At 74.4% G+C, this 26,790-nt stretch carries 34 protein-coding genes; 20 read left to right on the top strand and 14 right to left on the bottom strand.

Annotation, left to right across the window (positions count from 1 at the left end):
- A partial coding sequence (locus tag VGH76_RS08745; RefSeq protein ID WP_331556259.1) for an ATP-binding cassette domain-containing protein occupies positions 1-447 on the top strand: 447 nt, incomplete at its 5' end.
- Here VGH76_RS08745 and VGH76_RS08740 read toward each other — a convergent pair.
- Genes VGH76_RS08740 through VGH76_RS08730 form a run of 3 tightly spaced genes read right to left on the bottom strand, consistent with a single transcriptional unit; the run spans position 432 to position 2,787 of the window.
- Positions 432-1,406, bottom strand: a complete 975-nt coding sequence (locus tag VGH76_RS08740; protein ID WP_331556258.1) for a heme-dependent oxidative N-demethylase subunit alpha family protein — start codon at positions 1,404-1,406, stop codon at positions 432-434. The genes VGH76_RS08745 and VGH76_RS08740 overlap by 16 nt on opposite strands.
- Positions 1,403-2,344 carry a PDR/VanB family oxidoreductase gene (locus VGH76_RS08735; protein WP_331556257.1) on the bottom strand — a complete coding sequence of 314 codons (942 nt, stop codon included), beginning with the start codon at positions 2,342-2,344 and terminating at the stop codon, positions 1,403-1,405. The genes VGH76_RS08740 and VGH76_RS08735 overlap by 4 nt, the downstream gene beginning before the upstream one ends.
- Positions 2,345-2,355: 11 nt before the next feature.
- Positions 2,356-2,787 carry a dimethylamine monooxygenase subunit DmmA family protein gene (locus tag VGH76_RS08730; protein ID WP_331556256.1) on the bottom strand — a complete coding sequence of 144 codons (432 nt, stop codon included), beginning with the start codon at positions 2,785-2,787 and terminating at the stop codon, positions 2,356-2,358.
- 119 nt (positions 2,788-2,906) lie between these two features.
- Here VGH76_RS08730 and serA point away from each other — a divergent pair, with 119 nt between their 5' ends.
- Positions 2,907-4,121 (top strand): phosphoglycerate dehydrogenase, encoded by a 1,215-nt coding sequence (gene serA, locus VGH76_RS08725; protein ID WP_331556255.1) that lies wholly within the window; start codon positions 2,907-2,909, stop codon positions 4,119-4,121.
- On the opposite strand, the gene VGH76_RS08720 is transcribed toward serA, so the two are convergent.
- The gene (locus VGH76_RS08720) at positions 4,122-4,634 is read right to left on the bottom strand and encodes an isochorismatase family protein (protein ID WP_331556254.1); all 513 of its coding nucleotides are present in this window, start codon (positions 4,632-4,634) and stop codon (positions 4,122-4,124) included.
- A 46-nt stretch (positions 4,635-4,680) separates the two neighbouring features.
- On the opposite strand from VGH76_RS08720, the gene VGH76_RS08715 reads away from it, so the two are divergent.
- The 4 genes from VGH76_RS08715 to VGH76_RS08700 all read left to right on the top strand — a co-directional run bounded on the left by VGH76_RS08715 (position 4,681) and on the right by VGH76_RS08700 (position 9,571).
- Positions 4,681-5,934 carry an acyl-CoA dehydrogenase gene (locus VGH76_RS08715; protein ID WP_331556253.1) on the top strand — a complete coding sequence of 418 codons (1,254 nt, stop codon included), beginning with the start codon at positions 4,681-4,683 and terminating at the stop codon, positions 5,932-5,934.
- Between the two features lie 11 nt (positions 5,935-5,945).
- The gene (locus VGH76_RS08710; RefSeq protein WP_331556252.1) at positions 5,946-6,449 is read left to right on the top strand and encodes an adenylyltransferase/cytidyltransferase family protein; all 504 of its coding nucleotides are present in this window, start codon (positions 5,946-5,948) and stop codon (positions 6,447-6,449) included.
- Positions 6,446-7,810 (top strand): phosphoglycerate mutase, encoded by a 1,365-nt coding sequence (locus VGH76_RS08705; protein WP_331556251.1) that lies wholly within the window; start codon positions 6,446-6,448, stop codon positions 7,808-7,810. The genes VGH76_RS08710 and VGH76_RS08705 overlap by 4 nt, the downstream gene beginning before the upstream one ends.
- 78 nt (positions 7,811-7,888) lie before the next feature.
- Positions 7,889-9,571, top strand: coding sequence for a DHA2 family efflux MFS transporter permease subunit (locus VGH76_RS08700; RefSeq protein WP_331556250.1), 1,683 nt, complete (start codon positions 7,889-7,891; stop codon positions 9,569-9,571).
- Positions 9,572-9,577: 6 nt separating this feature from the next.
- On the opposite strand, the gene VGH76_RS08695 is transcribed toward VGH76_RS08700, so the two are convergent.
- Positions 9,578-10,870 carry an NAD(P)/FAD-dependent oxidoreductase gene (locus VGH76_RS08695; RefSeq protein ID WP_331556249.1) on the bottom strand — a complete coding sequence of 431 codons (1,293 nt, stop codon included), beginning with the start codon at positions 10,868-10,870 and terminating at the stop codon, positions 9,578-9,580.
- A gap of 97 nt (positions 10,871-10,967) precedes the next feature.
- Here VGH76_RS08695 and VGH76_RS08690 point away from each other — a divergent pair, with 97 nt between their 5' ends.
- Entirely contained in the window at positions 10,968-11,651 is a 684-nt protein-coding gene (locus tag VGH76_RS08690) for a TetR/AcrR family transcriptional regulator (RefSeq protein WP_331556248.1), read from the top strand.
- A 4-nt stretch (positions 11,652-11,655) separates the two neighbouring features.
- On the opposite strand, the gene VGH76_RS08685 is transcribed toward VGH76_RS08690, so the two are convergent.
- Positions 11,656-12,228, bottom strand: a complete 573-nt coding sequence (locus VGH76_RS08685; RefSeq protein ID WP_331556247.1) for an HD domain-containing protein — start codon at positions 12,226-12,228, stop codon at positions 11,656-11,658.
- A gap of 314 nt (positions 12,229-12,542) precedes the next feature.
- Between VGH76_RS08685 and VGH76_RS08680 the strand changes: the two genes are divergently transcribed.
- Entirely contained in the window at positions 12,543-13,175 is a 633-nt protein-coding gene (locus VGH76_RS08680; RefSeq protein ID WP_331556246.1) for a UPF0158 family protein, read from the top strand.
- 19 nt (positions 13,176-13,194) lie between these two features.
- On the opposite strand, the gene VGH76_RS08675 is transcribed toward VGH76_RS08680, so the two are convergent.
- From VGH76_RS08675 to VGH76_RS08665, 3 genes are all read right to left on the bottom strand, one after another.
- Entirely contained in the window at positions 13,195-13,578 is a 384-nt protein-coding gene (locus VGH76_RS08675) for a cupin domain-containing protein (RefSeq protein WP_331556244.1), read from the bottom strand.
- 66 nt (positions 13,579-13,644) lie between these two features.
- The gene (locus VGH76_RS08670) at positions 13,645-13,851 is read right to left on the bottom strand and encodes a hypothetical protein (protein WP_331556243.1); all 207 of its coding nucleotides are present in this window, start codon (positions 13,849-13,851) and stop codon (positions 13,645-13,647) included.
- A gap of 128 nt (positions 13,852-13,979) precedes the next feature.
- Positions 13,980-15,137: a TIGR03617 family F420-dependent LLM class oxidoreductase gene (locus VGH76_RS08665; RefSeq protein WP_331556242.1), complete on the bottom strand. Its 1,158-nt coding sequence runs from the start codon at positions 15,135-15,137 to the stop codon at positions 13,980-13,982.
- 76 nt (positions 15,138-15,213) lie between these two features.
- Between VGH76_RS08665 and VGH76_RS08660 the strand changes: the two genes are divergently transcribed.
- The 4 genes from VGH76_RS08660 to VGH76_RS08645 all read left to right on the top strand — a co-directional run bounded on the left by VGH76_RS08660 (position 15,214) and on the right by VGH76_RS08645 (position 17,443).
- Positions 15,214-15,372 carry a hypothetical protein gene (locus tag VGH76_RS08660; protein WP_331556240.1) on the top strand — a complete coding sequence of 53 codons (159 nt, stop codon included), beginning with the start codon at positions 15,214-15,216 and terminating at the stop codon, positions 15,370-15,372.
- A complete protein-coding gene (locus VGH76_RS08655) occupies positions 15,369-16,217 on the top strand; it encodes a tryptophan 2,3-dioxygenase (RefSeq protein WP_331556239.1) in 849 nt (282 codons plus the stop codon). The genes VGH76_RS08660 and VGH76_RS08655 overlap by 4 nt, the downstream gene beginning before the upstream one ends.
- 115 nt (positions 16,218-16,332) lie before the next feature.
- Positions 16,333-16,509: a YegP family protein gene (locus tag VGH76_RS08650; RefSeq protein WP_331556238.1), complete on the top strand. Its 177-nt coding sequence runs from the start codon at positions 16,333-16,335 to the stop codon at positions 16,507-16,509.
- A 130-nt stretch (positions 16,510-16,639) separates the two neighbouring features.
- Complete coding sequence (locus tag VGH76_RS08645; protein ID WP_331556237.1) at positions 16,640-17,443, top strand: DUF1684 domain-containing protein; 804 nt, start codon at positions 16,640-16,642, stop codon at positions 17,441-17,443.
- 245 nt (positions 17,444-17,688) lie between these two features.
- Here the strand turns inward: VGH76_RS08645 and VGH76_RS08640 are convergent, their stop codons facing one another.
- Positions 17,689-17,958 (bottom strand): hypothetical protein, encoded by a 270-nt coding sequence (locus VGH76_RS08640; protein WP_331556236.1) that lies wholly within the window; start codon positions 17,956-17,958, stop codon positions 17,689-17,691.
- 52 nt (positions 17,959-18,010) lie between these two features.
- Between VGH76_RS08640 and VGH76_RS08635 the strand changes: the two genes are divergently transcribed.
- Both VGH76_RS08635 and VGH76_RS08630 read left to right on the top strand, forming a co-directional pair.
- Positions 18,011-18,139, top strand: coding sequence for a hypothetical protein (locus tag VGH76_RS08635; protein ID WP_331556235.1), 129 nt, complete (start codon positions 18,011-18,013; stop codon positions 18,137-18,139).
- 114 nt (positions 18,140-18,253) lie between these two features.
- Positions 18,254-18,862, top strand: coding sequence for a class F sortase (locus VGH76_RS08630; RefSeq protein ID WP_331556233.1), 609 nt, complete (start codon positions 18,254-18,256; stop codon positions 18,860-18,862).
- A gap of 7 nt (positions 18,863-18,869) precedes the next feature.
- Here VGH76_RS08630 and VGH76_RS08625 read toward each other — a convergent pair whose 3' ends face one another.
- Positions 18,870-19,379, bottom strand: a complete 510-nt coding sequence (locus VGH76_RS08625) for a GNAT family N-acetyltransferase (RefSeq protein ID WP_331556231.1) — start codon at positions 19,377-19,379, stop codon at positions 18,870-18,872.
- A 44-nt stretch (positions 19,380-19,423) separates the two neighbouring features.
- Between VGH76_RS08625 and VGH76_RS08620 the strand changes: the two genes are divergently transcribed.
- Positions 19,424-20,146, top strand: coding sequence for an SDR family NAD(P)-dependent oxidoreductase (locus VGH76_RS08620; RefSeq protein WP_331556230.1), 723 nt, complete (start codon positions 19,424-19,426; stop codon positions 20,144-20,146).
- A gap of 257 nt (positions 20,147-20,403) precedes the next feature.
- On the opposite strand, the gene VGH76_RS08615 is transcribed toward VGH76_RS08620, so the two are convergent.
- Positions 20,404-21,237 (bottom strand): oxygenase MpaB family protein, encoded by an 834-nt coding sequence (locus tag VGH76_RS08615; RefSeq protein WP_331556229.1) that lies wholly within the window; start codon positions 21,235-21,237, stop codon positions 20,404-20,406.
- 36 nt (positions 21,238-21,273) lie between these two features.
- Between VGH76_RS08615 and VGH76_RS08610 the strand changes: the two genes are divergently transcribed.
- Both VGH76_RS08610 and VGH76_RS08605 read left to right on the top strand, forming a co-directional pair.
- Positions 21,274-22,017 (top strand): GntR family transcriptional regulator, encoded by a 744-nt coding sequence (locus tag VGH76_RS08610; RefSeq protein ID WP_331556228.1) that lies wholly within the window; start codon positions 21,274-21,276, stop codon positions 22,015-22,017.
- 1 nt (position 22,018) lies between these two features.
- A complete protein-coding gene (locus VGH76_RS08605) occupies positions 22,019-23,155 on the top strand; it encodes an acyl-CoA dehydrogenase family protein (protein WP_331556227.1) in 1,137 nt (378 codons plus the stop codon).
- Between the two features lie 71 nt (positions 23,156-23,226).
- Here the strand turns inward: VGH76_RS08605 and VGH76_RS08600 are convergent, their stop codons facing one another.
- Positions 23,227-23,907, bottom strand: a complete 681-nt coding sequence (locus tag VGH76_RS08600) for a response regulator transcription factor (RefSeq protein ID WP_331556226.1) — start codon at positions 23,905-23,907, stop codon at positions 23,227-23,229.
- Positions 23,904-25,217 (bottom strand): sensor histidine kinase, encoded by a 1,314-nt coding sequence (locus VGH76_RS08595; protein ID WP_331556225.1) that lies wholly within the window; start codon positions 25,215-25,217, stop codon positions 23,904-23,906. Before VGH76_RS08595 ends, VGH76_RS08600 begins: the two co-directional genes overlap by 4 nt.
- Positions 25,218-25,369: 152 nt before the next feature.
- Here VGH76_RS08595 and VGH76_RS08590 point away from each other — a divergent pair, with 152 nt between their 5' ends.
- The 3 genes from VGH76_RS08590 to VGH76_RS08580 are packed head-to-tail and all read left to right on the top strand — an operon-like array spanning position 25,370 to position 26,789.
- The gene (locus VGH76_RS08590; RefSeq protein WP_331556224.1) at positions 25,370-25,864 is read left to right on the top strand and encodes a hypothetical protein; all 495 of its coding nucleotides are present in this window, start codon (positions 25,370-25,372) and stop codon (positions 25,862-25,864) included.
- The gene (locus VGH76_RS08585; RefSeq protein ID WP_331556223.1) at positions 25,861-26,541 is read left to right on the top strand and encodes an isoprenylcysteine carboxylmethyltransferase family protein; all 681 of its coding nucleotides are present in this window, start codon (positions 25,861-25,863) and stop codon (positions 26,539-26,541) included. Before VGH76_RS08590 ends, VGH76_RS08585 begins: the two co-directional genes overlap by 4 nt.
- Positions 26,460-26,789: a VOC family protein gene (locus VGH76_RS08580; protein WP_331556222.1), complete on the top strand. Its 330-nt coding sequence runs from the start codon at positions 26,460-26,462 to the stop codon at positions 26,787-26,789. Before VGH76_RS08585 ends, VGH76_RS08580 begins: the two co-directional genes overlap by 82 nt.
- The last annotated feature ends 1 nt before the right edge of the window (position 26,790 follow it).

Raw genomic sequence — 26,790 nt, 5'->3', positions numbered from 1 at the left:
GCCGAGGCGTTCTTCGGTTCCGGGGACGCGAAGACCCCCGCGGCCCACACGATCCTGCGCCGGCTCGTCGACGTCGGGCTCGGTTACCTGCGCCTCGGCCAGCCGCTGACGACGCTCTCGGGCGGGGAGCGCCAGCGGATCAAGCTCGCCACGCACCTGTCGGACAAGGCCGGCGTCTACGTCCTCGACGAGCCGACGACGGGGCTGCACCTCGCCGACGTCGAGCAGCTGCTCGGCCTGCTCGGCCGGCTCGTCGACGCCGGGAAGTCGTTGATCGTCATCGAGCACCACCAGGCGGTGATGGCGCACGCCGACCGGATCGTCGACCTCGGGCCCGGTGCGGGTCACGACGGCGGGCGGGTCGTCTTCGAGGGCACCCCGGCCGAGCTCGTCGCGGCCCGGTCCACGCTCACCGGCGAGCACCTGGCGGACTACGTCGGGGCGTGATCGCGGAGCCACGCGGCCGCGAGAGGCCCCAGGTCGTCCAGCTCCTTGTAGCCCGAGGTCTCCGGCGTCAGGGTCTCCAGCACCGACGCCAACCTGTTCGCCCACGCCGGGACCAGCGCCACCCGCTCCAGCGGGAGCAGCCGAACCCCGATGAGGAAGAGCACGCTCCCGGTCAGCGGCAGCTTCACCAGGTGCTGCACCTCGGTGCGCAGGTGCACCTCACGGCCCGGGTCAACGACGTCGAGCGCGGCGCGGCGCGCGCCCCACGACCCGAAGGTGTCCAGCGAGAGGTCCGGGCGGTCGTCGAGCTGCAGCCCCCAGTTGAGCCGCCGGTACGCCTCGCCCGGGTGCAGGCGCAGCAGGAACCGCTCCGCCGTCGTGAAGACCCGCCGCGCGTCCTCGCCGGGCACCGGGCGGTGCAGCTCGGCGAAGCTCATCCCGGCGTCGAACCCGATCGACCACACCGAGGCGTGCACGACGAGGCCCGCGTCCAGCCACAGCCGCCCGTCGCGGGCGCCGAGCACGACGACGTCCTCCTCGACCTGGCTGCCCGCGAAGGTCAGTGGGTGCTCGGGCAACGAGGCGTCGTCGCCCAGGACGAACTCCTGCTCGACGCCGATGCGGGCATCGGTCCAGCGGTGGTGGGCCCCGTCCCGCTCGAGGTTCACCGTGCCCGGCTGCTCGCGGGCCTTCCGGTCGAGCAGCCACAGCAGGGCCTCCCACGACGCTTCGCGGGCGTGTTCGGCGGCGACGAAGCGGCGCGGCTCGGCGTCGAGGATCGCGCGGCGCTTCCGGACGACGGCGTCGTGATCGTCCCCGGCGTGCAGCATCCTCGCGCCCCACGAGCCGGCCTCGGTGGCGCGCTCGACGCCGGCCTCCTCGACGTTCGCGCTGACCCGGTAGGTGTCGTGGGGGAGCGGGAACGGATAGGTCGCGACGTCGTCCGGTGCGGCGGTCACAGGTCCAGCTCCACCGACTCGCCGGCGGCGCGCGAGACGCACAGCGCCATTTGGTCCTCCCGCTCGTCGTCGTCGAGCACGGTGTCCCGGTGCTCGACCCGCCCGGCGGCCACCGTCGTCACGCACTCCCCGCACACCCCGCGCCGGCACAACCGCGGGGCCGGCACCCCGACGCGCTCGAGCGCGTCGAGCAGCGACTCACCGGCACCGACCGCGACCTGCCGCCCGGTGCGGCGCAGCACGGCGGTGAACGGCTCGCCGGGCGGTGCGGCGGCGACGAACGGCTCGGCGTGGACCCGGGCGTCCACCCAGTGCGCTTCCCGCGCCCGGACCGCGACCTCGGCGATCAGCCCCGGCGGACCGCAGGTGTAGGCGTGGCTGTTCCACGGCGCCGTCCGCAACGCCCGCTCGAGCAGCGCCCGCATCGCCGTCCGGTCCGGCGCCGTCGCGAGCCGGTCCCCGGCGAGCCGGCACAGATCCTCCGCGTGCGGCGCCACCGCGGGCCTCGCAACCAGCAGCACCTCGAACGAGTTCCCCCAGAACGCATGCCACGCGACGTGGGCGAGCACCGGCGTCACCCCGATGCCCCCGGCGACGAGCACGTGGTGCGCGGCGGTCTGCACCGGTGGGAACGACGAGCGCGGCGTCGTTGCACGGAGCCGGTCGCCCGGTGCGAGGGCGTGCAGGGCCCGCGACCCGCCCGCGCCGTCGGGACGCAGGGCGACGCTCACCCGGTACACCTCGGGGTCGAGCCCCGGCACCAGGTCCCGACGGTCCGGCGACGGGGTCAGCGAGTAGGTGTTCATCCGCCCCGGCGCCCACTCCAGGCCGATGTTCGCGCCGGGCGGGTACGAGGGGAGCGGCCCGTCGCCCGTCAGGGTCAGCGACCGCACGCCCGGGCAGGGGGTGGCGACGGCGGCCACGCGCAGCTCGAGCATCCCGGGGCGGCTCACCGCACGCCGGGCGCGCCGAGGACGGCGCCGTGGACGCGCGACTCGTGGTCGGTGACGACGAGCGCTGTGCCGCAGCCGGGGCACTCCAGGACGTCGCCCGCCCGGGCCTGGGCCCCGTGGTGGCACACCCCGCAGTGGACCCGCACCTGCGCCCCGTCGTCGAGCACCCGCACCGAGACCTCCTCGGCGAGCGCACCGCGGGCGAGCGCCGCGGCCCGGACCGCGCGGACGTCCGGCCCGGTCCCGACGGCGAGGACGCGCCACCCGGTGCCCAGCCGGGGGAGCTCGGCGTCGAGGAGAGCGCCGGCGTCGGCCGCGTCGCGCAGCACGCACAGGCGGTCGCCGTCCCGGTACCGATCCGCGTCGGCGACGTGGCCGACCACGACGACCAGCCTCCGCGCGTGTCCGGAATCGTCGGATCCCGCCATCCCACGCCCTCCTCCTCGACCGAGGGTGGTCCCGGTCACCGCGCGCTCGACCTGCACAGACCTAGCCCCGAGCGGTCATCACCGGCCCGAGCGCCCCGGAGCGACAGTAGGCTCGCGGTGTGAAGGTCCTACTCCTGGAGAGCATCCACCCGACCGCCGCCGACGCGTTCCGCCGTGCCGGGCTCGAGGTCGAGGAGCGGCCCGGGTCGCTCTCCGGCGCCGAGCTCGCCGACGCGCTCCCGGGCGTGTCCCTGCTCGGCATCCGCTCGAACACCAAGATCACACCCGAGGTGCTCGACGCGGGCAAGGACCTCCTGGCGATCGGGTGCTTCTGCATCGGGACCAACCAGGTCGATCTCGTCGACGCCGCCGAGCGCGGCATCGCGGTGTTCAACGCGCCGTTCTCCAACACCCGCAGCGTCGTCGAACTGGTGCTCGGCGAGATCATCGCGCTGACCCGGCGGCTGGTCGAGAAGACCCAGCGGATGCACGAGGGCATCTGGGACAAGTCCGCGCGCGGCAGCCACGAGTTCCGCGGCCGCACCCTCGGCATCGTCGGCTACGGCAACATCGGGACGCAGTTGTCGAACATGGCCGAGGCGGTCGGGCTGCGGGTGATCTTCTACGACACCGCGGACCGGCTGGCCCACGGCAACGCCCGCAAGGTGGGCTCGCTCGACGAGCTGCTGGCCGAGGCCGACGTCGTGACCCTCCACGTGGACGGCCGGCCCGGCAACGCCGGACTGTTCGGCGCCGAACAGTTCGCGAAGATGAAGCCGCGGTCGATCTTCATCAACGCCTCCCGAGGCATGGTGATCGACGACCACGCGCTGCGGGAGAACATCCTCTCCGGCCACATCACGGGCGCCGCGATCGACGTCTTCCCGATCGAGCCGAAGGCCCAGGGCGACACCTTCGAGTCGCCGCTGCGGGGCCTCGACAACGTCATCCTCACCCCGCACGTCGGCGGGTCGACCCAGGAGGCGCAGGAGGAGATCGGCGGCTTCGTCTCCACGAAGCTCCTCGCCTTCGTCGCCAACGGCAGCACCGCGCTCTCGGTGAACCTGCCCGAGGTCGCGCCGCCGCTCGCGGCCGACACGTACCGGCTGGGCTACCTGCACACCAACAAGCCGGGCGTGCTCGCGGGGATCAACCAGCTGCTGCACCAGGTCGGGGTCAACATCGTCGGGCAGGCGCTGTCCACCCGCGGCGAGCGCGGCTACGTCGTCGTCGACACCGAGACCCCGATCCCGGACGAGGCCCTCTCCGACCTGCGGCGCGCCCCGCAGACCCTGTGGCTGCGCACCTGGACGCCGGACGCCCCCGTCGGCTGATCACTTGATCAGCTTCTGCACCTCGCGGAAGGCCGGGTTCGCGCTCGAGCCGAGCCACTCGAACACGACCATCTCGGTGGTCACCACGTCGACGCCGTGCGCCCGCATCCGGGCCACGGCGGCGTCGCGGTTCGCCGGCGCCCGGCTCCCGACGGCGTCGGCGACCACCGCGACGTCGTGACCCGAGGCGCGCAGCGCGAGCACCGTCGACTGCACGCAGACGTGGGCCTCGCAGCCGCAGACGACCACCGTCGTCGGGAAGGACAGGTCCGCGGCGAACGTCGACTTCGCGACGGCGGGGGTCGGCAGCAGCGAGGCGACCGGCTCGACGGTGGGTCCGAGCTTGTCCGGGTCCTGCTCGGTGGTGGTCACGGGGACCTCGAGGCGCGTGGCGGCCTGGATCAGCCGGGCGGCGTTCTCGACGACGTCGGGCGCGCCGGCGATCGCCGGCATGAGGCGCTCCTGCAGGTCGACCACGAGCAGGACCGAGGACCCGGCGGACAGCAGCGGCACGGGTCGACCATAGGTGCGGCGCGAGCCACCTGGTAAGCCAAGGGCCATGACCACCGAAGCGGGGCTCACCGCCCGCGTCGAGCACTACCGGGAGCGGTTCGCGACGTTCCTGACCGTCGAGGTCGGGCCCGCCGAGCAGGAGATGGCGGCCCTCGACGTCGGGACCCCGTACAACCCGCACCTCGACGAGCAGGGCCGGATGCACCCCGCCGTGTGGGAGGCCCGCCGCGAGGTCCAGCGACGCTCGGCCAAGGCGGGGCTGTACGCCCCGCACGTGGGCGAGGCGCACGGCGGTGGCGGCTTCACCCGCGCCGAGATGCAACACGTCGAGGAGTTCGTCTACCACCGCAGCGGCCTCGGGCTCGGCCTCGCCGCGCTCGGGTGGACCGAGGGCCCGAACGCGGCGCTCGAGCACTGCTCGGCGGCGGCGCGCGAGCACTGGCTCGAGCCGTTGATGGCCGGCGAGATCACCGCGGCGTTCGCGAACACCGAGATCCCGGTGGGCACCGATGTGCTCGCGATGGAGACCCACGCCCGCCGCGAGGGCTCCGACTGGGTGCTGAACGGGCACAAGGCGTGGATCACCAACGCCGCGTTCGCCGACGTCCTGCAGGTCACCGCCGTCACCGAACCCGGCGCCGGCACCCGCTCCCTGACGATGTTCCTCGTCGACGCGTCCGCACCCGGCGTCACCCGCGGCCGCGACATCCCGACGATGCTCGACGACGGCCTCACCGGGGAGCTGCACCTCGACGACGTGCGCATCCCCGCCGAGGACGTCGTCGGCGACCACGGCGACGGGTTCGCGCTGGCCATGGCGTGGATCAACTGGCGGCGGATGTGCCGCGGCGGGATGTGCGCCGGGTGGGGCGCGTGGCTGCTGGAACGGGCCGTCGACCGGGCGGCCACGCGGACCTCCGGCGGCAAGCCGATCGCCGAGCTGCAGGCGGTGCAGCACATGCTCGCCGACATGGACGCCGACCTGTACGCCGCCCGGGCCGCCTCGCTGCGCGCCCAGGACGAGCTCGACGCGCTGCCCGGCGGGCCCTACGGCATGCCGCTGCACCCCGACGCGCCCCGCCTGATGAGCCTGGTCAAGGTGATCAACGACGAGGCCTTCTTCCGGGTCGCCGACCGCGCGGTCCAGGTCCACGGCGGCACCGGGCTGCGGCTGGGCTCGCCCGAGGAGAAGCTCTTCCGGTTGGCCCGCAACCTCAAGATCCCCGCCGGCACCGTCGAGATCCAGCGCAACGCGATCGCCCGGGGCCTGCTGCGGCGCGATCACCACGGCCACCCGTGAGCCTGGCGGCGGTGACCGGACGGTTCCAGCCCGTCCACGCCCAGCACCTCGACCTCTTCGCGCACGCGCTGCGTCACCACGAGGAGCTCGTCGTCGCCGTCACCAACCCCGACAGCGGCGCCCGCCGGGAGGAGGCGACCTCGGCGCACCGGCACACCGACGCCGCCAACCCCTTCACCTACTACGAGCGCCTCCGGCTGCTCACCGCCGCGCTCGCGGGCGCCGGGATGGCCGACCGGGCCCTCGTCGTCCCCTTCGACCTCACCCGCCCGCCGCAGTGGCCGGAGTACGTCCCGCGCCACGCCCACCACTACGTCCGCGCCTACTCGGCGTGGGAGCAGGACAAGGCCGCCCAGCTCGAGGCCGGGGGCTACGCGGTGACCGTCCTCCCCGGCGACCCCGCCGCCAAGCTCGACGCCGCCGCGATCCGGGAGGGTTTCGACGACGGGTCCTGGGTCGCGATGGTCCCGACGACGACGGTGCCGGTCCTGCGGGCGCTGCTGGCGGTCCGGTGACGACGCCTCCGGGCGCGGCTCCTCCGGGGTGGGGCGAGACCCAGCCGCGGCTCGTCGACGACCGGGTGCCCGTCGTGCTCGTCGTCCTCGACGGTCTGGGGGACCGGCCGGTGCCCGAGCTCGGCGGCCGCACGCCGGCGGAGGCGGCCCGGACCCCGGTCCTCGACGCGCTGGCCGCCCGCGGGTGCTCCGGCTGGCACCTGCCGTTCGGCTGGGGCCGCGCGCCCGCCTCGGAGCTGGCGCACTGGGCGATGTTCGGGTTCGCCGACGTGCCCTTCCCCGGCCGCGCGGTGCTCGAGGCGCTGGGGGCCGGGGTCGAGGTGCCGGTGGGCACAGCGGTGACGCACGCGGCGCTGCGGAGCTCGACGGTCGGCGACGACGGCCGGGTGTGGATCACCGGGCGGGTGGCGCCGGACGACGCCGCCGACGCGTCCGCGCTGCTGGAGGTGATCGCGCCCGTCGTCGCGCGCCGCGGCGCCGAGCTGCGTTCGCTCGGCGGGCGCGGCGAGGCGCTGCTCGTCCTGCACGGCCACGCCGACGGCGCCGTCACCGACTCCGACCCGTTCTTCGAGGACCGCCACCCCTGGCTGCGGGTGCTGCCCTGCGAGCCGGAGGGCACCGGGGCCGGCCCGACCGCCGAGACCCTGAACGCCCTGCTCCTCGACGCCCGCGCCGCCCTGCACGACCATCCGGTCAACCGCGCCCGCTGGGCCCGCCCACCCCTCGACGTCCTGACGACGAAGTGGTCGGGCGCGCGGGCGGAGCTCCCGGGCTTCGTCGGGCAGACCGGCGTCGCGGGCGCGGCCGTCACCAGCACCCGGCTCTACCGGGGCCTCGCCCGCCTGCTCGGGATGGGGTTCCGCCACCTCGCGCCGGCCGCGGACGTGGGGGAGGACCTGGCGGCGCGGCTCGTGGCCGCCGAGGAGCTGGTCGCCGACGGCGCGCGCTTCGTCCACGTGCACACCAAGGCGACCGACGACGCGGGCCACACCAAGGAGCCCCGCGCGAAGCTGGAGGTCCTCGAGGCGGCCGATCCCGGGCTCGCCGGCCTGCTCGACCTCGCCGACCGGGCCGTCGTCGCCGTCACCGGCGACCACGCGACGCCGTCCACCGGCGGCGTGCTGCACACCGGCGACCCGACCCCGCTCGTCGTCGCCGGACCGACCGTGCGCCCGGACCCGGTGACGGCGTTCGGCGAGGCGCCCGCCGCGTCGGGCTGGTACGGCGCGGTGCGCGCGGCCGAGTTGGCGCCACTGCTCTTCGGGCACGCGAACCGGCCGGTCTTCCTCGGGCACCGCGCCACCCCGCGCCGGACTCTCGCCCTGCCGGACGATCCGGTCCCGATGACCGAGGACTCATAGCGCTTTCGTGCTCGTCTGTCCAGATTACGGACATGATCACGGCGCGAAATCGGCCGCGTGAGGTGCCACACTACGAAGATGAGCACCGAGGGCACCACGGCGCTGCTCGAACCGGACCAGCCCGACCGGCCCGGGACGACCGCGACGGCGGCGCCACCGGCGCAGGCCCCGGCCCCCGCACCGGAGACGCCGTCGGGCTCGCCGTTCCGGTCGCGTGCCGCCTCGACGCCGTGGCTGCTCTCGCTGCTGGTGCTCGTCACCGGGATGTTCATGTCGGTGCTCGACGTCAGCATCGTCAACGTCGCGATCCCGTCGATGCAGAAGGACTTCGGGGTCACCACCGACCAGATCCAGTGGGTCTCGACGGCGTACTCGCTCGCCCTGGGCGTGATCGTCCCGGCGAGCGCGTGGCTGGGGGAGCGGCTGGGGCTGGGCCGGGCCTACGTCGTGTCCCTGGTGTTCTTCGGGCTCGGATCCGCGCTGTGCGGGATCGCCTGGGACATCAACTCGATGATCGTCTTCCGCATCATCCAGGCGATCCCCGGCGGGATCATCCCCGTGGTCGCCCTGTCGATGGTCTACCAGCTCGTGCCGCGGGAGCGGATCGGCGCGGCGATGGGGCTCTACGGGCTGGGCATCGTGTTCGCCCCGGCGGTCGGCCCGACGCTGGGCGGCTACCTCGTCGAGTACGTCGACTGGCGGCTGATCTTCTTCATCAACGTCCCGATCGGCATCATCGGCGCCGTCGCGGCGCTGGTGTGGCTGCCGCTCCCGAAGGGGTCGAAGGGGAAGAAGTTCGACGTCCTGGGCTTCGTCACGATCGCCACCGGGCTGTTCTCGCTGCTGCTGGCGCTCTCCGAGGGCGAGTCGTGGGGCTGGACGTCCTACCCCGTGCTGATCCTGTTCACGGTCGGCGCCCTGTGCCTCGCACTGTTCGTCGTGATCGAGCTCGAGGTCGACCAGCCGATGCTCAACGTGCGGGTGTTCAAGTACTGGCCGTTCACGAACTCGCTCATCCTCATCGCGGTGCTCTCGGTCGGCCTGTTCGGGGTGCTGTTCTTCATCCCGCTCTTCCTGCAGCAGACCCAGGGCCTGGGTGCCTTCGACACCGGGCTCCTGCTGCTGCCGCAGGCCCTCGTCATGGGCGTGCTGATGCCGATCGCGGGACGGATCTACGACCGCTTCGGGCCGCGGTACCCCGCGGTGATCGGCCTGACGATCCTCGCCGCCGGTACCTGGATGCTGCGCGACCTCGGGGTGGACTCCTCGTGGAGCACCTTGCGCTGGGTCCTGATGTTCCGGGCGATCGGCATGGGGCTCGCGATGATGCCGATCATGACCGGAGGTCTGTCCGCCGTCCCCCCGGACCAGGTCAGCGGCGCGAGCGCGTTCAACAACGTCACCCAGCGGACCTCGGCGGCGATGGGGCTCGCCGCGCTCACCGCCCTGCTGGGCAGCGGCCAGGCCCAACAGCTCGCCGACACCGGCGGGCTCATGGGGATGATGTCCGGTGGGGGCGCGGGCGCCGCGTCGGGGGCGAGTGCCGCCGCGGCGGGAGCCTCCGGCGCGAGCGGGGGCATGACGCCCATGATGCACAACTACATGATGTACACGCAGGCGCAGGCGAGCGCCTTCACCACCTCGCTGGACAACCTCATGATCGTCACCACCGTGCTCACGGCGGTCGGGGTCGTCCTCGCGTGCTTCCTGCGCAGCGGGCCCTTGCCGTCGTCCGGGGGACCCGCCGTCGTCGAGGTCTGACCCGCGTCAGGCGGCCCGCGGCGGCCGGAGGTGCCGCAGCTCGTCGACGGCGGCTGTGCGCGCCTCGCGCAGTAGTCGCCGGCGGTGACCGGGCCGGCGCAGGAGCGCCCCACCGAGGGCGGCGAGGGCGAGCGGCGCGGTGATCAGCCCGTTCGGCGGCAGGTCGTGGTTGAGCACCTTCAGCAGCATCTCCCGACGACGCGGGTCGGCGGCCACCCGGAGCATGACCTCCTGGGTCAGCAGCGGGACCGGGCCGTCGGCACCGAGGTCGCGGGCGAACCAGTACATGGCCCAGGCGTCGCGGTCGCGCCACGACCACCAGCGGCGGAGGCCCTCGTCGAGGTCCGCCCCGGGGCCCAGGCCGTCGACGACGACGGGTGCCAGCGCGGTCGTCTGGCGCAGCGCGTCGGAGATGCCCTGGCCCGGCGTCGGGTCCTTGACGTGCCCGGCGTCGCCGACGAGCACCCATCCCGGTCCGGCTGAGGGGCGGAAGAACCCGTCCCGGTCCGGCACGGTGTGCAGCGGCCCGGCCCGGCGGCCCGACGCGACGACCGCCTCGAGCTCCGGCCATCCGCGCAGCCCCTCGGCGAACGCCCGCGGCCGGTCGGCGAGGACCTCGTCGCGGCGGCTGCGCGACGCGGCGACCACGGCCAGGAACGCGCCGCCGTCGGTGGGGCTCGCCAGGTACCCGTGGTCGCCGATCCGGCCCAGCCACACGTGGCCGGGTGGGTGCTCGGTGCCCTCGAAGTAGCTCCACAGGAACACCCGCTCGGCCGGCGTGCGGCAGTACTTCGCGGCGTCCACGAGGCGCGCCACGGTGGACCCGGCGCCGTCGGCACCGACGACGAGGCGGGCCCGGACGGCGCCGTCCGGCGTCACCACCCCGGTGACCCGTCCCCCGTCCCGGCACAGCCCCGTGACCACGGCCCGGGTGCGGACCTCCGCCCCGGCCGTCTCCGCCGCCTCGAGGAGCACGGCGTCGAGGACCCCGCGGCGCAGGTTGAGCATCGGGGCGCCGAGGAGCTCGGTGGCCCCCTCGAACTCGATGCGGGCGTCGTCGACGACGAGGGTGGCGCGCTCGATCGGGTCGGTGCGGGCGGCGAGGCGCTCGAAGCAGCCGAGGTCGCGCAGGATCGCCACCCCCGCGGGCTGGATGCCGTGGGTGGACGGGACGTCGCTGGGGAAACGGGCGCGGTCGAGCAGGCAGACCCGGACGCCGGCTCGGGCCAGCCTGATGGCCAGCGAGGCCCCGGCGCACCGGGCGCCGACGATCACCACGTCGTACTCGTCGTCGCCCACTCGGGCCTCCTGAGCGCCGAGAACATTGTTATGACGGCATGATGGCGTGGGTGTCGTGGTGGCGCAAGGTCGGTGGGGACGCTGCTATAACCGGGTGGTGACCAGGAGCGCCGCCCAGGCCGAGCTGCGCAGTCGGCTCGTCGCGGCCGCGCTGCGGGCGCTCGAGGAGCGGGGTCCGGAGGCGCTGCGCGCCCGGGAGGTCTGCGCGGAGGTCGGGACGTCGACCCAGGCGCTCTACACGCTCTTCGGGGGGATGCCGGGCCTGATCGAGGTCGCGGTGGGGGAGGGCTTCGCCCGCCTCGCCGGTCACGTCGACGCGGCCCCCGAGAGCGACGACCCCGTCGCCGACCACCTCCTCCGCGGCTGGACCTACACCGATTGGGCCCTCGCCCGCCCGGCCCTCTACCGCGCGATGTTCGGCGTCACCGACCCCTCGCTGCGCCAGCGGACGCCGGTGGAGGCCACGCTGGCGGCGACGCACCTCGCGACCGGGGACGGGCGGACCGCGCTCGACGTCCTGGTCCGCTCGGTGGCCCGGATGATCGAGGGCGGGCGGCTGCGGCCGGCGGAGCCGCTGCCGGTCGCACGGCAGTTCCTCGCCTCGACCCACGGGTACGTGCTGCTCGAGATCGCCGGCGCGTTCGGCGAACCCGGCGGCGGGCTCGCGACGGCGGCCGAGCTGGCCCTCAACCTCCTGGTCGGGCTGGGGGACTCGCGGGAGGAGGCGGAGCGGTCCTTGGTCGCGGCCATGGCCGCGCACCAGCGGCTCGCGGTGTCGTGACCAGTCAGGGCGTGTGCCGGTCGGTGGCGAGGCCGGCGTCGGTGAGGCGGGTGCGGGTGCGGTCGACGGCGGCGCGCATCGCCTGCTCGGCCTCGTCGAGGGCGCGGCTCACCAGGTGGGTCGGCCCGTAGCGGCGCCGGACCTCCGCCCAGCGCTCGTCCGGCGTCGTCGGCTCCCCGGTCGGCCCGCACACCGCGTCGCACCACCAGAGCGCGTCGCGGGTCGGTGTGGCCTCGTCGTCGAACCCCTCCAGGCCCGGTATCTCCCGCAGCCGGGCCTCGACGGCGGCCGCGCTGTGGTGGGCGACGAGCGCCGTCACGCGCCGGTCGTAGCCGCGGGACCTCAGGAAGCGGGCGCCGTCGAGCGGGTGGAACCCGGTGCGGGCGATGACGGGGGAGTAGCCGACGTCGTGCAGCACGGCGGCGACGAGGAACGGCTCCCGCTCCACGTCCGGGAGGGCGGCGAGCCGGACCGCCTCGCGCGCCACGGCCTGCGTGTGGAGCCAGCGCTGCGGGAGGTGCTCGGCGAGGGTCAGCTCGGCCAGCGCCCTGGCGTCGGCGAACGACGGCACCATCATGACGCTACCGAGGGGAGGGTCTCCGGTCATGCGTCAGGTGACGGGGCCTGCCGTCGCCGACGTCGCTCGGCGGCGGCCGTCTCGAGGGCGCTTGCACCGAAGAAGCGCGCCATCGTGAGGACCACACCGCCGATCCACGCGCCCCAGCCGGCGGCGCCGAGTCCGAGATCTCGCCACAACCGACCCTGGCAGCTCGCCGATCAGGTCATGGCCTGATGTGTGCCGCAGCGAGAGACTCGGCGCGTGGACACGGAGGATCCGGTGCAGCAGCTCCGGGGGCGATCTACACGGGAGACGCGGCGGCCATCGTCGCCGTGCTGTCGCGCGTCGAGCCCGCCGACTGCCTCCAGTTCGCCGGCGACGGACTGGTGATCGCGCTCGGCCGGCAGGCGCCCGGCGCACGAGAACAGGCTCAGGACTGGGTCGGGAGACTGCGCGAGCGCGGATGGGACGGCGACGACGAGCTGGCCGACCAGATCGAGGCGCGGCTCGGGAGCGGCGCGGCACCGATGCTGCGCCCGCTTCCGGTCGACCTCGAGGAGCTCTCGTCCGTCCTCGAGGGCGACCCCGCGAACGGTGGCGGCCGCATCGACCTGCGCACCGGCGAGGTCTGGCCGGACTTCGTCTTCGAGAACCTCGAGATCGACATCGACGAGAAGGACGACGACCATTGGCTCGCGGTCCGCTGCGAGGGATCGCGGGCGGGCTACCGCGACATGCAGCGCTTCGTCGACACGCTCCCCGACCCGGAGCAGCGCGACCGACTGGACCGAGCGCTCCGGGGCCGCGGAGCGTTCCGCCGCTTCAAGGACGTCCTCGCGGGGTGGCCCGACGACGTCACGCGCTGGCACTCCTTCTCCGATGAGCGCCAGCGCGGGCGCGCTCGGGCGTGGTTGGCCGATCACGGGTACGCCGTGGCTCCCCGGAGCGCCCGGCCGACGCCCTGAGATCTCCGAGCCCCGAGACCTACTCCTCCGGGTGAAGGTGGTGGATGTCGAAGGGCTTGTTGGTGATGAAGAGGAAGGTGCAGTCGCCGTCCTCGGTGGCGCCGTGCTCCATCGACCCGCCCTCGGGGAACCACACGAAGCTCCCCGGGCCGTAGGTGCCCTGGTGGGTGTTGAGCGTCCCCGAGAGCACGTAGATGCCGTGGCCGCACGGGTGGGTGTGCCAGGGATTGGTGAACCCGGCCCGGTACACCATCTTGAGCACTGACATCCCGGTCTCCGGGTCGTCGTACAGCGGCACGTGCTCGAGCACCGCCCCGATGGCCGGGACAGGGAAGTCCTGCCACTCGGCGGTGGTCGTATCGGTGACGGTCAGCTCGACGGGCTCCGGCACGGTGCTGGTCATGGGCGGAAGCCTCGGCCATCCGCGTTGCCCGTCGGTGTCGTCCGGACGACGACGAGGTCACCGGGGTCAGCGGCCGGTCCAGACGGGCGAACGCTTCTCCGCGAACGCCCGAGGACCCTCCTTCGCGTCGTCGCTGGAGAAGATTCGACCCATGACGGCGGCGTTGTCCTCCCAGATGGCGTCGTCGTGCTCGTCGGCGTGCACCGCCCGCAGCATCAGCCCGCGCGACTCGCGCGCCGCCAGGGGCGCGTTCGCGGCGATCGTCGCGGCCATCGCCCGGCGGCCTCCAGGGCGGTCCCCGCGGGCGCGACCCGGTTCACCAGAACGCGTTGAGCGCCTTCGGGCGGTCGACGGTGATGACGGTGATCCCGTCGCTCGTCTCGACGTGCACCGGCTCCTCGTCAGACACCTGCGGTCTCCCCTCCGTCGATGGTCGAGCTCAGCTCCGCTGCGTCTCCTCGGATCCGGGCGCGGGCAGCGCCGTCGTCGGCACCCTGGACCACCGCGGCCAGCGATCGCAGGGTCTCGCGATCGGCCTCGTGGAGGGCCGGGTCGGGGCTCACCGCGATCGAGAACTCGACATCGGTCACCACCTGCGAGTACCGCTCCAGCAGCCGCTCGCCGATCTGGTCGTAGGTGCCGATGACGGCGAACCGGTCGAGCGTCTCGTCGTCGATCATCCGCGGCAGCTCCTCCCAGCGCTGGGCCTTGGAGTGCTCCTTGGCCTCGGTCGCGAGGTCGCCCAGGCCGAGGTGGTCGAAGGCGGCGCGGTAGCCCGGGGTGGAGGCGTAGAAGGCGATCCGGGCGCGGGCGTCGCGGATCTTGGTCTGCAGTTCCTCCTCGGTCCGGGCCGACGCGACGAGCGGCTTCATCGCGACGCGGAACCCGTCGAGCGACCGGCCGGAGCGGGCGGCGCCCCGCCGCACCGCAGGCAGCATGACCTCGGCGATGTAGCTCGGGGTGCACACAGGGTGCGGGCGGATACCGTCGGCGACCTCCCCGGCGACGGCGCACATGTTCGTGTTCACCGCCGCGAGGTGCACCGCGATGTCCGGGTGCTCGATGGGTCCGGCGTCGAAGAGCGGCACCATGAGGTCGAGGTCGTAGTGCTCACCGTGGTGGTCGAGCGGCTCGCCGGTCTGCCAGGTGTGCCACACCGCGCGCATCGCCCGGACGTAGTCGCGCATCCACGGGGCGGGCGGGTGCCACTCGAGGCCGTACCGGCGCCGGATGTGGCCGCGGACCTGGGTGCCGAGCCCCAGGGTGAACCGCCCGGCGGAGAGCTTCTGCTGGGTCCAGGCGTGCAGCGCCGTCGTCGTCGGGCTGCGGGGGAAGGCGATGGCGACGGCGGTGGTGAGCCGCAGCCGCTGCGTCGCGGCGGCGGCGAGGGCCAGGACGACGAACGGGTCGTCCTTGGTCTCCTCGACGGCGAGGCCGCCGTAGCCGATCTCCTCGAGGAAGGCCGCGTTCGCCGCGACGGTCCCGAGATCCAGCGGGTTCTCCGGGGCGCGGAGCCCCGGGTCGACCTTGCCCAGCGGCAGCAGGGTCTCCAGACGCACGGTCCGACCGCCTCCTCGTCGAGTGGAGCGAATCGAGTCTGGCAGTCACGGTGTCCGGACGCGCAGGATCGTCGTCGTGACCGTCGACCACCCTGCCCGCGAGCCCGAGGGCGGCGACCCGGTGTGCTGGATGCACCTGCTCTGCCCGTCGTGCGGGGCGATGCCCGAGGCTCCCGACGACGGCGAGGCGGCGTCGCCGACCTGCCCGCGGTGCGGCGAGGAGCTCCCGCGGTGAGCACCGAGCGGAACACGCGGCCGCTGGAGAGCGGGATCGTCCGGGACTTCACCGGAAACCTCTCGTACGGCCGCTACCTGCACCTCGACGAGCTGCTCACGGCCCAGCACCCGCTCTCACGTCCGGAGCACCACGACGAACTGCTGTTCGTCATCCAGCACCAGACCTCGGAGCTCTGGCTCAAGCTCGCGCTCCACGAGCTCACCACCGCCTGCGAGGACCTCGCCCGGGACGACCTCGCCCTCGCGCTCAAGCGGCTGGCGCGCGTGAAGCACGTCCAGCGCCAGCTCATCGAGCAGTGGTCGGTCCTCGCGACGCTCACCCCGAGCGAGTACGGCCAGTTCCGTGGGTTCCTCGGGACGTCGTCGGGCTTCCAGAGCTACCAGTACCGCGCGGTCGAGTTCCTGCTCGGGAACAAGAACGAGGCGATGCTCGAGCTGTTCGCCGACGACGAGCAGGCGACGGCGATCCTCACCGCGGCGCTCGACCGCCCGAGCCTCTACGACGAGTTCCTCCGCCTGCTCGCCCGCCGCGGCCACCCGGTGCCCGCGGAGACCCTCCACCGCGAGGTGCGGGCGGCCCACGTCGAGGACCCCGCGCTCGTCGAGGTGTTCCGGCAGATCTACGCCGACCCCGAGCGGTACTGGGACGTCTACGAGACCTGCGAGGAGCTCGTGGACATCGAGGAGAACGTCCAGCTCTGGCGGTTCCGGCATCTCAAGACCGTCGAGCGCACGATCGGGTTCCGCACCGGGACCGGCGGCTCGAGCGGTGCGGCGTTCCTGCGCCACGCCCTCGAGCTGACCTTCTTCCCGGAGCTCTATGCGGTGCGCACGGCGCTCTGACGCCGGCCCTCCTCGCGGTCCGACGCGCCCGGTGCGGGGAGTTCCTGACGGCGCCCGGCGGCGCTAGCGTCCGTTCTGACCAGCACGTTGACCCACACAGCGGGGAGGCAGGCACATGTCTGGCAAGTTCGAGGTCTACGAGGACCGCTCCGGGAAGTACCGGTTCCGGCTCAAGGCCAGCAACGGGCAGATCGTGGCCTCGGGGGAGGCCTACGAGACGAAGGCCGCGGCCAAGAAGGGCTGCGAGTCGGTCCAGAAGGCCGCCGAGGGCGCGCCGGTCGTCGACGCCTGAGTCGCGGGCCGACCCGGCGGGCCGGAGCGCCCGCCGGGTCGAGGCCCTTCCCGACGGGCGCCGATCGGAATCCCCGGCAGCCGTCCCGGGTTGTGCCCGGCAGCACACCCGACACCCGGGAGGACGCCCGATGACCGTCACCGAGGACCGCACCCTGCAGGCGGACTGGCAGCGCTGGCACGACGAGCGCGAGGCGACGCTGCGCGAGCCCCACGGCTGGCTCTCGCTGACCGCGCTCGAGTGGCTCGACGCCGGCGGGCGCACCATCGCCGACCTGCCGGGCACCTGGCGCGCCCCGGGCGACGGCACCGTCCAGATCACCGCGACCGTCGACGACGACGTCTCGGTCGACGGCGAGCCCGTCGACGGGACCCGCACGGTGACCCCGGTCGACGGCGCGCCCGGCGTCTTCGTCGCGGTGGGGGAGCGGAGGGTCGAGCTCGCCCGCCGCACCGATTCCTACGCGCTGCGCATCCGCGACCCGCACGCGGCGACCCGGGCCGCGTTCGACGGCGTGCCCCACTTCCCCGTCGATCCGCGCTGGGTGGTCACCGGCCGGTTCCAGGCCTACGACGCGCCGCGACGGATCACCGTCGGGGCCGTCGTCGACGGGTTGGCGCACTTCCCGACGGCGGTCGGCACCGTGACGTTCGAGCTCGACGGCCGCGAGCACCGCCTGGTCGCCCTCGCCGGGAAGGCCGGCGGGCTCTCGCTGCACTTCCGCGACGCCACCAGCGGCGGCACGACCTACGGCGGCGGCCGCATCCTGCGCACCGACGACCCCGCGCGCGACGGGTCGCTCGTCGTCGACCTCAACCGGACCGTCAACCTGCCGTGCGCCCTCACCGCGTACGCGACCTGCCCGCTCCCGCCGGCCGAGAACGTCCTCGACGTCGCGGTCGAGGCGGGCGAGCAGGTCCCCGGCGAACGCTGAGGGTCGGATGAGAGAACTCGGCGCGTGGTTGCGGCCCGGCGGCGCGCGTGCTGCGTGAGATCTCCCGTATCGGGTAAGAACTCCGGGACTCGTGATCGGAACGAGATTCGGAACGAGATACGGGGAGGACACATGACGCGAGGGACCGTGACCCGCACCGGGATGGTGATCGCCGCGGCGGCCCTGTCGGTCGGCGCGCTGTCGGCGTGTTCCAGCGCTGCGCAGGCGCCACCGCCGCCGCCGCCCTACGCGAGCACCGCCGGCACCAGCACGGCGGGCGCCAGTACCGCCGGCGCCAGCACCGCGGGCGCCAGCACCGCAGGGGCCAGCACCGCGGGGGCCAGCACTGCCGACACCAGCACGGCGGGCGCCAGCACCGCCGGCGGCGCGACGGCCGGCGGCAGCACCGCCGGTGGCAGCACGGCCGGTGGCAGCACGGCCGGTGGCAGCACGGCCGGCGGCGCGACGGCCGGCGGGAGCACCGCCGGTGGCAGCACCTCCGGCACGGGCAGCACGTCCGGCTCCACCGGCACCGGCGGCGCGCCCAGCCAGACCCCCTCGGGCGGCGTGCAGACCGGTGCGGGCAGCACGGCGGGTGTCGAGCACGGCGAGCTCCTCGGCCTCGGCGGCGCTGCGCTCGTGGCGGCCGGCGGCGTCGCGTTCGCCGCGACCCGTCGTCGTCGCACCCAGGACTGAGGACTGGGAACGCCCCCGGACGGCGCCGAGGCCCCGGCCCCGGCGCCGTCCGATCCTCCCCCCTCCGAGCATCCCCCCACCCTCCGACGGCGCCTGCTGCTCCTGGTCGCGGGCGTGCTGGCGCTCGCCGGCGTCGTCGCGATCGTGGTCGCCCTGCTCGGTCAGCAGCAGGCCCCCGACGAGCACGATGCCGGGGCCCTCCCCGCGCCACCGCCCGTCGCGAGCAGCGCGCGCCCGACGACCCCGCCCGGCCCGCCGCCCTCGCCCCCGGCGCGCATCGTCATCCCGAAGATCGGCGTGGACTCGCGGGTGGGTTCGGTCGGCCTGAACCCCGACCGCACCATGGAGGTCCCGGCGAAGGGCCCGCTCTACGACCTCGCCGCCTGGTACCGCTACTCGGTCACCCCCGGGCAGCAGGGCCCGTCGGTGATCATCGGGCACATCGACTCGGTCGAGCACGGGCCGTCCGTCTTCTTCCGGCTCGGCGCGCTCGCCCCCGGCGACACCGTCACCGTCACCCGCGACGACGGGCGCACGCTGCCTTTCACCGTCTACGCCACGCGCTCGTTCTCCAAGGACGCGTTCCCGACGGACGAGGTCTACACCGGCACCGCCGGCCCGGAGCTGCGCCTGATCACCTGCAGCGGATCGTTCGACGCGAGCGCGCGCTCCTACCGCGACAACACCGTCGTCTTCCTCCACGAGAGCGGCCCGCCCACGTGACGCCGGTTCACCGGTCGAGCGCGGCCAGCGCCCCGAGCGCGTCGCCGTCGACGCGGTGCGTGGTCCAGCCGTCCTGCGGACGCGAGGACAGCGTGGCGTAGAAGTCCAGCGCGGGGGTGTTCCAGTCGAGCACCGCCCACTCGAGGCGCGCCCAGCCGCGCTCGACGCACGTCGTGGCGAGCCGGGCCAGCAGCGCCCGGGCGAGCCCGAGCCTGCGGTGCGACGGCGAGACGTAGAGGTCCTCGAGGTGCATCCCGTGCACCCCGGTCCACGTGGAGAACGTGACGAACCACAGGGCGGTGCCCGCGACGGTTCCGTCGACCTCGGCGACGTGTCCGAACACCGCCGGGTGCTCGCCGAACAGCGCGGTGTGCAGCTGCTCCCCGGTGAGCAGGCAGGACTCGGGTTCGCGCTCGTAGTCGGCGAGCTCGTGGACGAAGCGGACGACGGTGGGGACGTCCTCGGGCCGGATGTCCCGGAGGGTCACGGTCTGGGTCGCGGCGGGTCGGGCAGGCACGGGACCATCATCGTCGTCGGGTCGACGACGGCGCGGAGGACCTCATGACGGCGCTGGTGACGGGCGGCGGGACGGGCATCGGGCGGGCGATCGCGGAGGCGCTCGCGGGGCTGGGTCACCCGGTGGCCCTCGTGTACAGCCGGTCGGCCGATGACGCGGACGCCACCGTCGAGGCCATCCGCGCCGCGGGCGGGACCGCGGAGGCGTTCCGGGCCGACGTCACCGACGACGACGCCGTCCGCGGCCTGGTCGGCGCCGTCCGCGCCGCCCTCGGACCGGTGTCGGTGCTGGTCAACAACGCCGGCGGCACCGAGCACATCGCGCTGGACGACCTCGAGGGCGCGACCGACGAGGTCTTCGAGCGGCTGTTCCGTCTCAACACGCTCTCGGCCTGGCACTGCGCCCGGGCGGCCGCGGCCGACCTGCGCGCCGCCGACGACGGGTGCGTGGTCAACGTGGGCAGCGCCTCGGTGGCGTCCGGGCGGGGCTCGTCGGTGCCCTACGTGGTCTCGAAGGCGGCGCTGTCCGGGCTCACCCGGGCGCTCGCGAACGCCCTCGCGCCCGCGCGGGTCAACGAGGTCTGGCCGGGCCTCGTCCTGACCCGCTGGTGGGCCGGCAAGGAGGAGCAGGGGCGCACGCTCGCCGCGCAGGCGATCGTGGGGCGGGAGACGACCGTCGAGGACGTGGCCGCGGCCGTCGTCGGGCTGGTGACCTCCCGGGCGATCACCGGGCAGACGATCACGATCGACGGTGGTCAGACGCTGTAGCGGCGGGGTCGAACGCGGGAGCGGGAAGATCACGCCTTCGGGTGGGGTCGACCGGGCGAGGGCTCGTCGCGCAGCGCGGTGGCCACGCGGCAGCGCTCGACCGTTCGGGGATGCAACGGCGGGCGCGACGGCGCGGCGGTGCGCAGCACCGGATCTGTCCGACCTGCGCGTCCTGACCGAGTCCCTCAGATCCAGGTCCTTCGGGAACGCGTGCTCCTCGATCGCGATGATCCGCACCCGATCACCCTGGACCCGTGTCAGACGAGCGGCATCCCGAGGAGGCGCCGGGCGCGGACGTCGGCGAGGAAAGCGTTGTAGGGGAAGCGGCGGACCGCGCCGGGCGTGCGGTTCAGCACCGCGCCGAGCCGGCGCATCGTCCTCTCGAAGCGCTCCTGGTCGGCGTCGGACCAGGCGAAGCCCATGAGCGAGCGGAACGGCTCGCGCAGGAACCCGGCGGTGAGGAACCGGCTCGACGGGGCGAGCAGGGGCCGTAGCGGGGCCGGGAGGAACTCCTGCTCGACGAGGCCCCACAGGTAGCCGCGCACGGTGTCGTCGAGGTGCACGTGCTCGAGCTGGGCGTCCCACCAGCGCTCGAACGCCGCGCGGTCGGCCGGCCACTGATGCGGTCGGACCTGCAGTCCGGTGCCCAGCGCGGCGCACTCGTGGTACACCTCGTCGGGCAGCCACGCGCCGGGTCGGCCGGCCAGCAGCGCCCAGGTGTCCTCGAAGGCGCGCACGAGGCAGCCGGCGACCCACATCTGCAGCTCGCGGTCGAACGCGTCGTAGGCGACCGGGCTGTCGTCGGTCGAGTGCACCTGCGCGTGCGAGCGGCCGACGGCGCGGCGGTAGCTCCGGACGTCGCGCTCGTCGCCGAGCATCGTCACCGACAGGTAGGTGCTCGTGGTCCGGAGCCGGTGCAGCGGGTGGAGCATCAGATTGCCGCGGTCGACGCGGCTCTCGACCACGCCGTACCCGACCGCCGGCCGGGCCAGCTGCATGATCACGTTCGCCGTGGCGCCGAGCACGACGGCCGCGCTGACGGTGTCGGCGGCCCGGCGGGGCCTCGCATCGGTCGACGGTTCGCTGAGCACGCACCGATCCTATATTCGATAGGATACGGTGGCGCCATGGTTGCCGGGACGGAACACGGAGCGCCGCCGCTCGGTGGAGGCCCGGCGCTCCCGGACCGGGTCGCCCTCCTGCTGCGCGACCGGATCCTCTCCGGCGAGCTCGCGCCGGGGACCTTCCTGCGGGTCGACCGGCTGGGCGAGGAGTTCGGCGTCAGCCAGACCCCGGTGCGCGAGGCGCTGCAGTCGCTGCGCGCCGACGACATGGTGCGCGCGCTGCCGCGCCGCGGCTACGTCGTCGCCGAGATGACCCGGGGCGACGTCGCGGACCTCTTCGCCGCGCAGGCGCACCTCACCGGCGAGCTCGCGGCGCGGGCCGCGGTCGCGGCGGGACCGGAGCAGCTGGACGCGCTGCGCGACCACGACGCCGAGGTCGCCCGGCTCGTCGCCGCGTGCGACGAGGGCCGCGACGGCGCGCCCGGGGCGGGCGGTCTCGAGGTGGGTCTCGCCCTCGCGCACGCCGAGCACGACTTCCACGTCGCGGTGAACCGCGCGGCCGGCTCCCGCAAGCTCGCCTGGCTCGCCGGGTGCGCCGAGCGCTACCTGCCGCCGCGCTTCTACACCGCCAGCGCCGCGTGGCGCTCGGCCACCCGGCGCTCCCACGCCGCCCTGCTCGTCGCCGTAGCGGCCGGGGACGGCGACGCCGCGCGCGAGGCCATGTCCCGCCACGTCCTCGACGGCCGGGACCTGCTGCTCGCCCACCTCGACAGCATCGGTTTCTTCGTCCCCACCAAGGAGTCCTGACATGCCCGTCACGCTCACCGAGGAGCAGGACGCCCTCGCCCTCGCCATCGCCGAGTTCGCCCGCCGCGAGATCCCGGACAAGGCCGCGCGCGACCGCCTCACCGCGAACGGCCCGCACAGTAACGAGATCTACCGCAAGATGGCCGGCCTCGGCTGGCTGGGCATCGCGCTGCCCGAGGCCTACGGCGGCGCCGACGGGTCCATGACCGACCTGCTGGTCTTCCTCGAGGAGACCGCCTACCAGCAGGCGCCGATCGGCGGCTCAGGCACGACGATCATCACGGCCGAGGCGATCAAGAAGTTCGGCTCCGAGGAGCAGAAGCAGGAGCTGCTCGGCGGGGTGGTCCGCGGCGACGTGCTGTCGATCTCGATGTCCGAGCCGGGCGCCGGCTCCGACGTCGGGGGTCTGACCTGCAAGGCGAGCAAGACCGAGGACGGCTGGGTGGTCGACGGCCAGAAGACGTGGTGCTCCAACGCCCACATCGCCTCCCACATCCTGCTGGTGGCGCGCACCTCCACCGCGGGTGGCAAGCACGACGGGCTGACGATGTTCGTCGTCCCCACCGACGTCGAGGGCCTCGCGATCCGCGGCATCGAGACGATGGGCGGCAAGGAGGTCAACGACCTCTACTTCACGAACTGCCATCTGCCCGCGGACGCCGTCGTCGGCACCGACGGCCAGGGCTGGCGCCAGCTCATGGCCGGGCTGAACCTGGAGCGGATGATCCTCGCCGGGCTGATGCTCGGCCTCGGGCGGCGCGCGTTCGACGACACGCTCGCCTACGTCAAGGAGCGCGAGCAGTTCGGGCGCCCGGTCGGGAGCTTCCAGGCGATGCGCCACCGGCTCGCCGACAACGCCACCGAGCTCGCGGCCACGAAGCTCCTCGTGCACGACACCGCGCACACCATCGACGCGAACCCGACGGCGCTGTTCCCGAAGGAGGCGTCGATGGCGAAGCTCAAGGCCACCGAGCTCGCCAAGCACCTCTCGCTGGAGGGCATGCAGATGCTCGGCGGCTACGGCTACGCCACCGAGTACGGGATGGAGCGGCTGCTGCGCCAGTCGGTCGTCTCGACGGTGTACGGCGGCACGAGCGAGATCCAGCGCGACATCATCGGGAAGACGTTGGGCCTGTAGGCCCTGTGCGTGTCCTATCGGCGTGCTGTGTCTCTGTCGTGCCCAGGCACGGAAACACACGCACAAGGGCGTCAGCCCGACGTCACGCCGTGGCGCCAGGCCCACGCCACCAGCGCGGGCCTGCCGTCCACGCCGAGCTTGGAGATCAGGTGGTTGACGTGGGTCTTCACGGTCGCCTCGCTGACGTAGAGCTTCGAGGCGACCTGCTGGTTGGACAGCCCCTCGGCGACCAGCCGCAAGGTGTCGACCTCGCGCGCGGTGAGCCCCTCGGGGACCTCGGGCTCGGCCGCCGGGGCGACGGCCGGTGACGGGGCCCCGACGAGGTCGACCAGGCGCCGCTGCACGGCGGCGTCGAGCACCGACCCGCCGGCCGCGACGGTCCGGATGGCGGACACCAGCGCCTCCCCGGTGGTGTCCTTGGTGAGGTAGCCCGCGGCGCCCGCGCGCAGGGCGGGCAGGACGGCGTCGTCGTCGGCGTAGGTGGTGAGGACGAGGACGCGGACCTCGGGAGCGTCCCGCCGGACCGCCGCGGTGACCTGGGCGCCGTCGAACCCGGGCATGCGCAGGTCGACCAGGGCCACGTCGGGGCGCTGCGCGAGGACGACCTCGACCGCGGCGATCCCGTCCGCGGCGGTGCCCACGACCTCGAGGTCGTCGGCCGCGGAGAGCAGCATCCCGAGGCCGTCGCGCACCACGGCCTGGTCGTCGGCGAGCACGAGGCGCACGGGCGCGGGCCCGGACCGGGAGGTCACGGCGCCACCCTGCCCGAGCTCCCGGCGCCGGCGGGCAGCGGGACGTGCAGGGACACGCGCCACCCCGCGTCGCACGGCCCGGTCTCGAGTGTGCCGCCGACGAGCGCCGCCCGTTCGCGCAGCCCGACGAGGCCCTGACCGCCGCCGACGTCGCCGCGGGCACCGGCCGGCTCGGCGTCCGGGCCGGGCCCGTCGTCGGTCACCCGGACGTCCACGGCGTCGGCGACGGTCACCGCGACGACGACCGCGGCCCCGGGCGCGTGCCGTCCGACGTTGGTCAGAGCCTCGCGCACCGTCGCGAAGACCGTCTCCCGGACCGTCGCGGGCAGCCCGTCGACGTCGCCCGCGACCGCGAGCTCGGCGCCGTGCTCCTCGGCGAGCGCGGTGAGCTCGGCGCCGCGGGGCGCGGGGTCCTCGCGCAGCGCGGCCACCGCCTGCTTGGCCTCGGCGAGCCCGGCGCGGGCGAGGTCGGCGGCGCGGTCGACCGAGGCGATCACCGGGTCGTCGGCGCCCAGCCGCTTCGCCGTGACGGCGCGGATGCCCTGCAGGTGCAGCGAGAGGCCCGAGAGGGTGTGGGCGAGCACGTCGTGCAGGTCGCGTGCGATGCGGGCGCGCTCCGCCCCGGCTGCCGCCGCGAGCTCGACCTCGCGCAGGGCGTCCCGCTCGGTGAGCAGCGCGAGGACGCGGGCGTGCTCGCGGTGCAGCCGGGCCCGGTCGAGCGAGCGGGAGGCCAGGGCGGGGACGCCGAGGCCGGTGAGCAGTGCCCAGGGCGACCCGGTGGCGGCGCTGAACGTCACCCCGACCGCGACCCCGGCCACCACGGAGAACCCCCAGATGAGGCGGGGGTCGATGACGATGCGGCCGATCAGGGCCCCGCCGACCAGCGCGGTGACGTAGCCGGAGCCCTGCGGCACCAGCACGGTCGCGACCAGCCCGGCCAGCGTGCAGATCGACAGCATGAGGGTCCGCCACCGCTCGCCCTCGCCGGTGACCGACGGGATGCGCGGGTCCCGCGCCGCGGCCACGGCGAACCCCGCCCCGACGAGGACGACCACGGCCGCGACGATCGCCCGGCCCGTCAGCGGCCAGACCGTGCCGGCAGCCACGAGGACCCAGAGGACGGGCCGGGCCGTGCGTCCGAGGCGGGCCAGGGGTGACGCCCCGCGGGGCGGCGGCCGCACCCCGGCGGTCTGGAAGGCGGGTCGGGGGGCCGGTTCGCGACGCCGGGTGCCGGGCCCGCCGGCGCCCGCACCCGCCGTCGGGACCCCGAGCTCCGTCGTGCCCGTCCCCGGGCCGGTCCGCACCGTCACGGGAGACGAGTCTGGACCCCCGCCCGCCGTCGCACACCCGTTCTCCACCCCACCTCCACCCGCGGGTGGACGCCCACCGGCCTGGCTCGCCGCGAACCTGATCACCACGTCCGGGCCGTACGGGCCCGGCGACGCGGGGAGGGCGAGATCGGATGAGCGGGCCGCTGCAGGTGATCATCGGCGTCGCGGTGCTGGGGTGGGTCGTCTGGAACCAGCTGCGGGTCCGGCAGTTCTCGCCGCGCCGGCTGCGGGTCGCGGCGGTCCTCGGGATCGTCGGCCTCGTCGAGGTCCTGTCCGCCGCCGGGCCGCACCCGGAGTCGGTCCTCGGGGTGACGCTGCTGGTGACCGGCCTGGTGATCGGCGCGGCGCTCGGCCTGCTGCGGGCCGCGACCGTGCAGCTGTGGGTGTGCGACGGCGTCCTCTACACCCAGGGCCACGCGATGACGGCGACGCTGTGGGCCGTCGGGATCGGGATCCACGTCGGCCTCGACCTGCTCGCCCGGGTGGTCGCGCCCTCCGCCGCGTCGCTGAACTCCTCGAGCATGCTGTTGTTCGTCGCGGTCAGCCTGGGCGTCCAGGGTCTGGTGACGCTCCGGCGGGCGCGGTCGCTGCCCGGGGCGCCGGTCCTCGCCATGGTGGCCCAGTGAGCGCTGGGGGAGTGGCGCTCGTCGCGCTCGCGGTGGTGTGGGTGCTCGGCGAGGTGGGGCTGCAGACGTGGCAGTGGAGCCGGGGCCGCGGCGGGGGCCGGTCGGAGCGGGCGAGTCTGGTGGTGCTGGTCGTCGCCGGGCTCGTGGGCGGGCTCGCGGCGACCCCGTTCCGCGGGCTGCTGGTCGTGCCGCCGGCGGTGGCGCTGTGGAGTGGGTTCGGGGTCGCGGCCGTCGGGGTGGCGTTCCGCTTCTGGTCGATCATGGTGCTGGGCCGGTTCTTCCGCGGGGTCGTGACGGTGCAGTCCGACCACGAGGTCGTCCGGCGCGGGCCGTACCGGTGGATCCGGCACCCGTCCTACCTCGGTGCCCTGCTCGGGGTGGTCGGCTTCGGGCTGACCGGGGGAGGCGTGGCGGCGGCGCTGGTGACGACCGCCGTGATCGGCATGGCGCTGGCCTACCGCATCGCGGTGGAGGAGCGGGCGCTGAGGGCCGGGCTCGGGGCCGCCTACGAGGAGTACGCGGCGACGACGGGCCGGCTGCTGCCGCGGTTGCGGAACCGGTCGGATTCGTCCAAGCCGGCCACTCCCTCCTGCAAGTGGCCGAACCCGCCGTCGACACCCCGTTCTGGACCGGCCTGCTCGGGCTGGAGACGGCGATGGACCAGGGCTGGGTGGTGAACCACCGGGCGGTCGGGGTGAGCATGCCGGTCCAGGTCCAGCTGATCTCCCGCGACGCGACCGCGCCCGTCGACGCCGCGGTGTCGGTGGAGGTCGACGCGTCGGACCGGGTCGACGAGCTGCACGCGCGGGCGGTCGGGGAGGGCCTGCGCGTCGAGCACCCGCCGACCGACGAGCCCTGGGGCGTGCGGCGGTTCCTCGTGCGGACGCCGGGCGGGGTCGTCGTGAACGTCCTGGCGCACCGGTGAT

It is taken from the genome of Actinomycetospora sp. (assembly GCF_036497585.1).
Classification (GTDB): Bacteria; Actinomycetota; Actinomycetes; order Mycobacteriales; family Pseudonocardiaceae; genus Actinomycetospora.
This window is presented reverse-complemented; position numbering and strand designations above follow the sequence as displayed.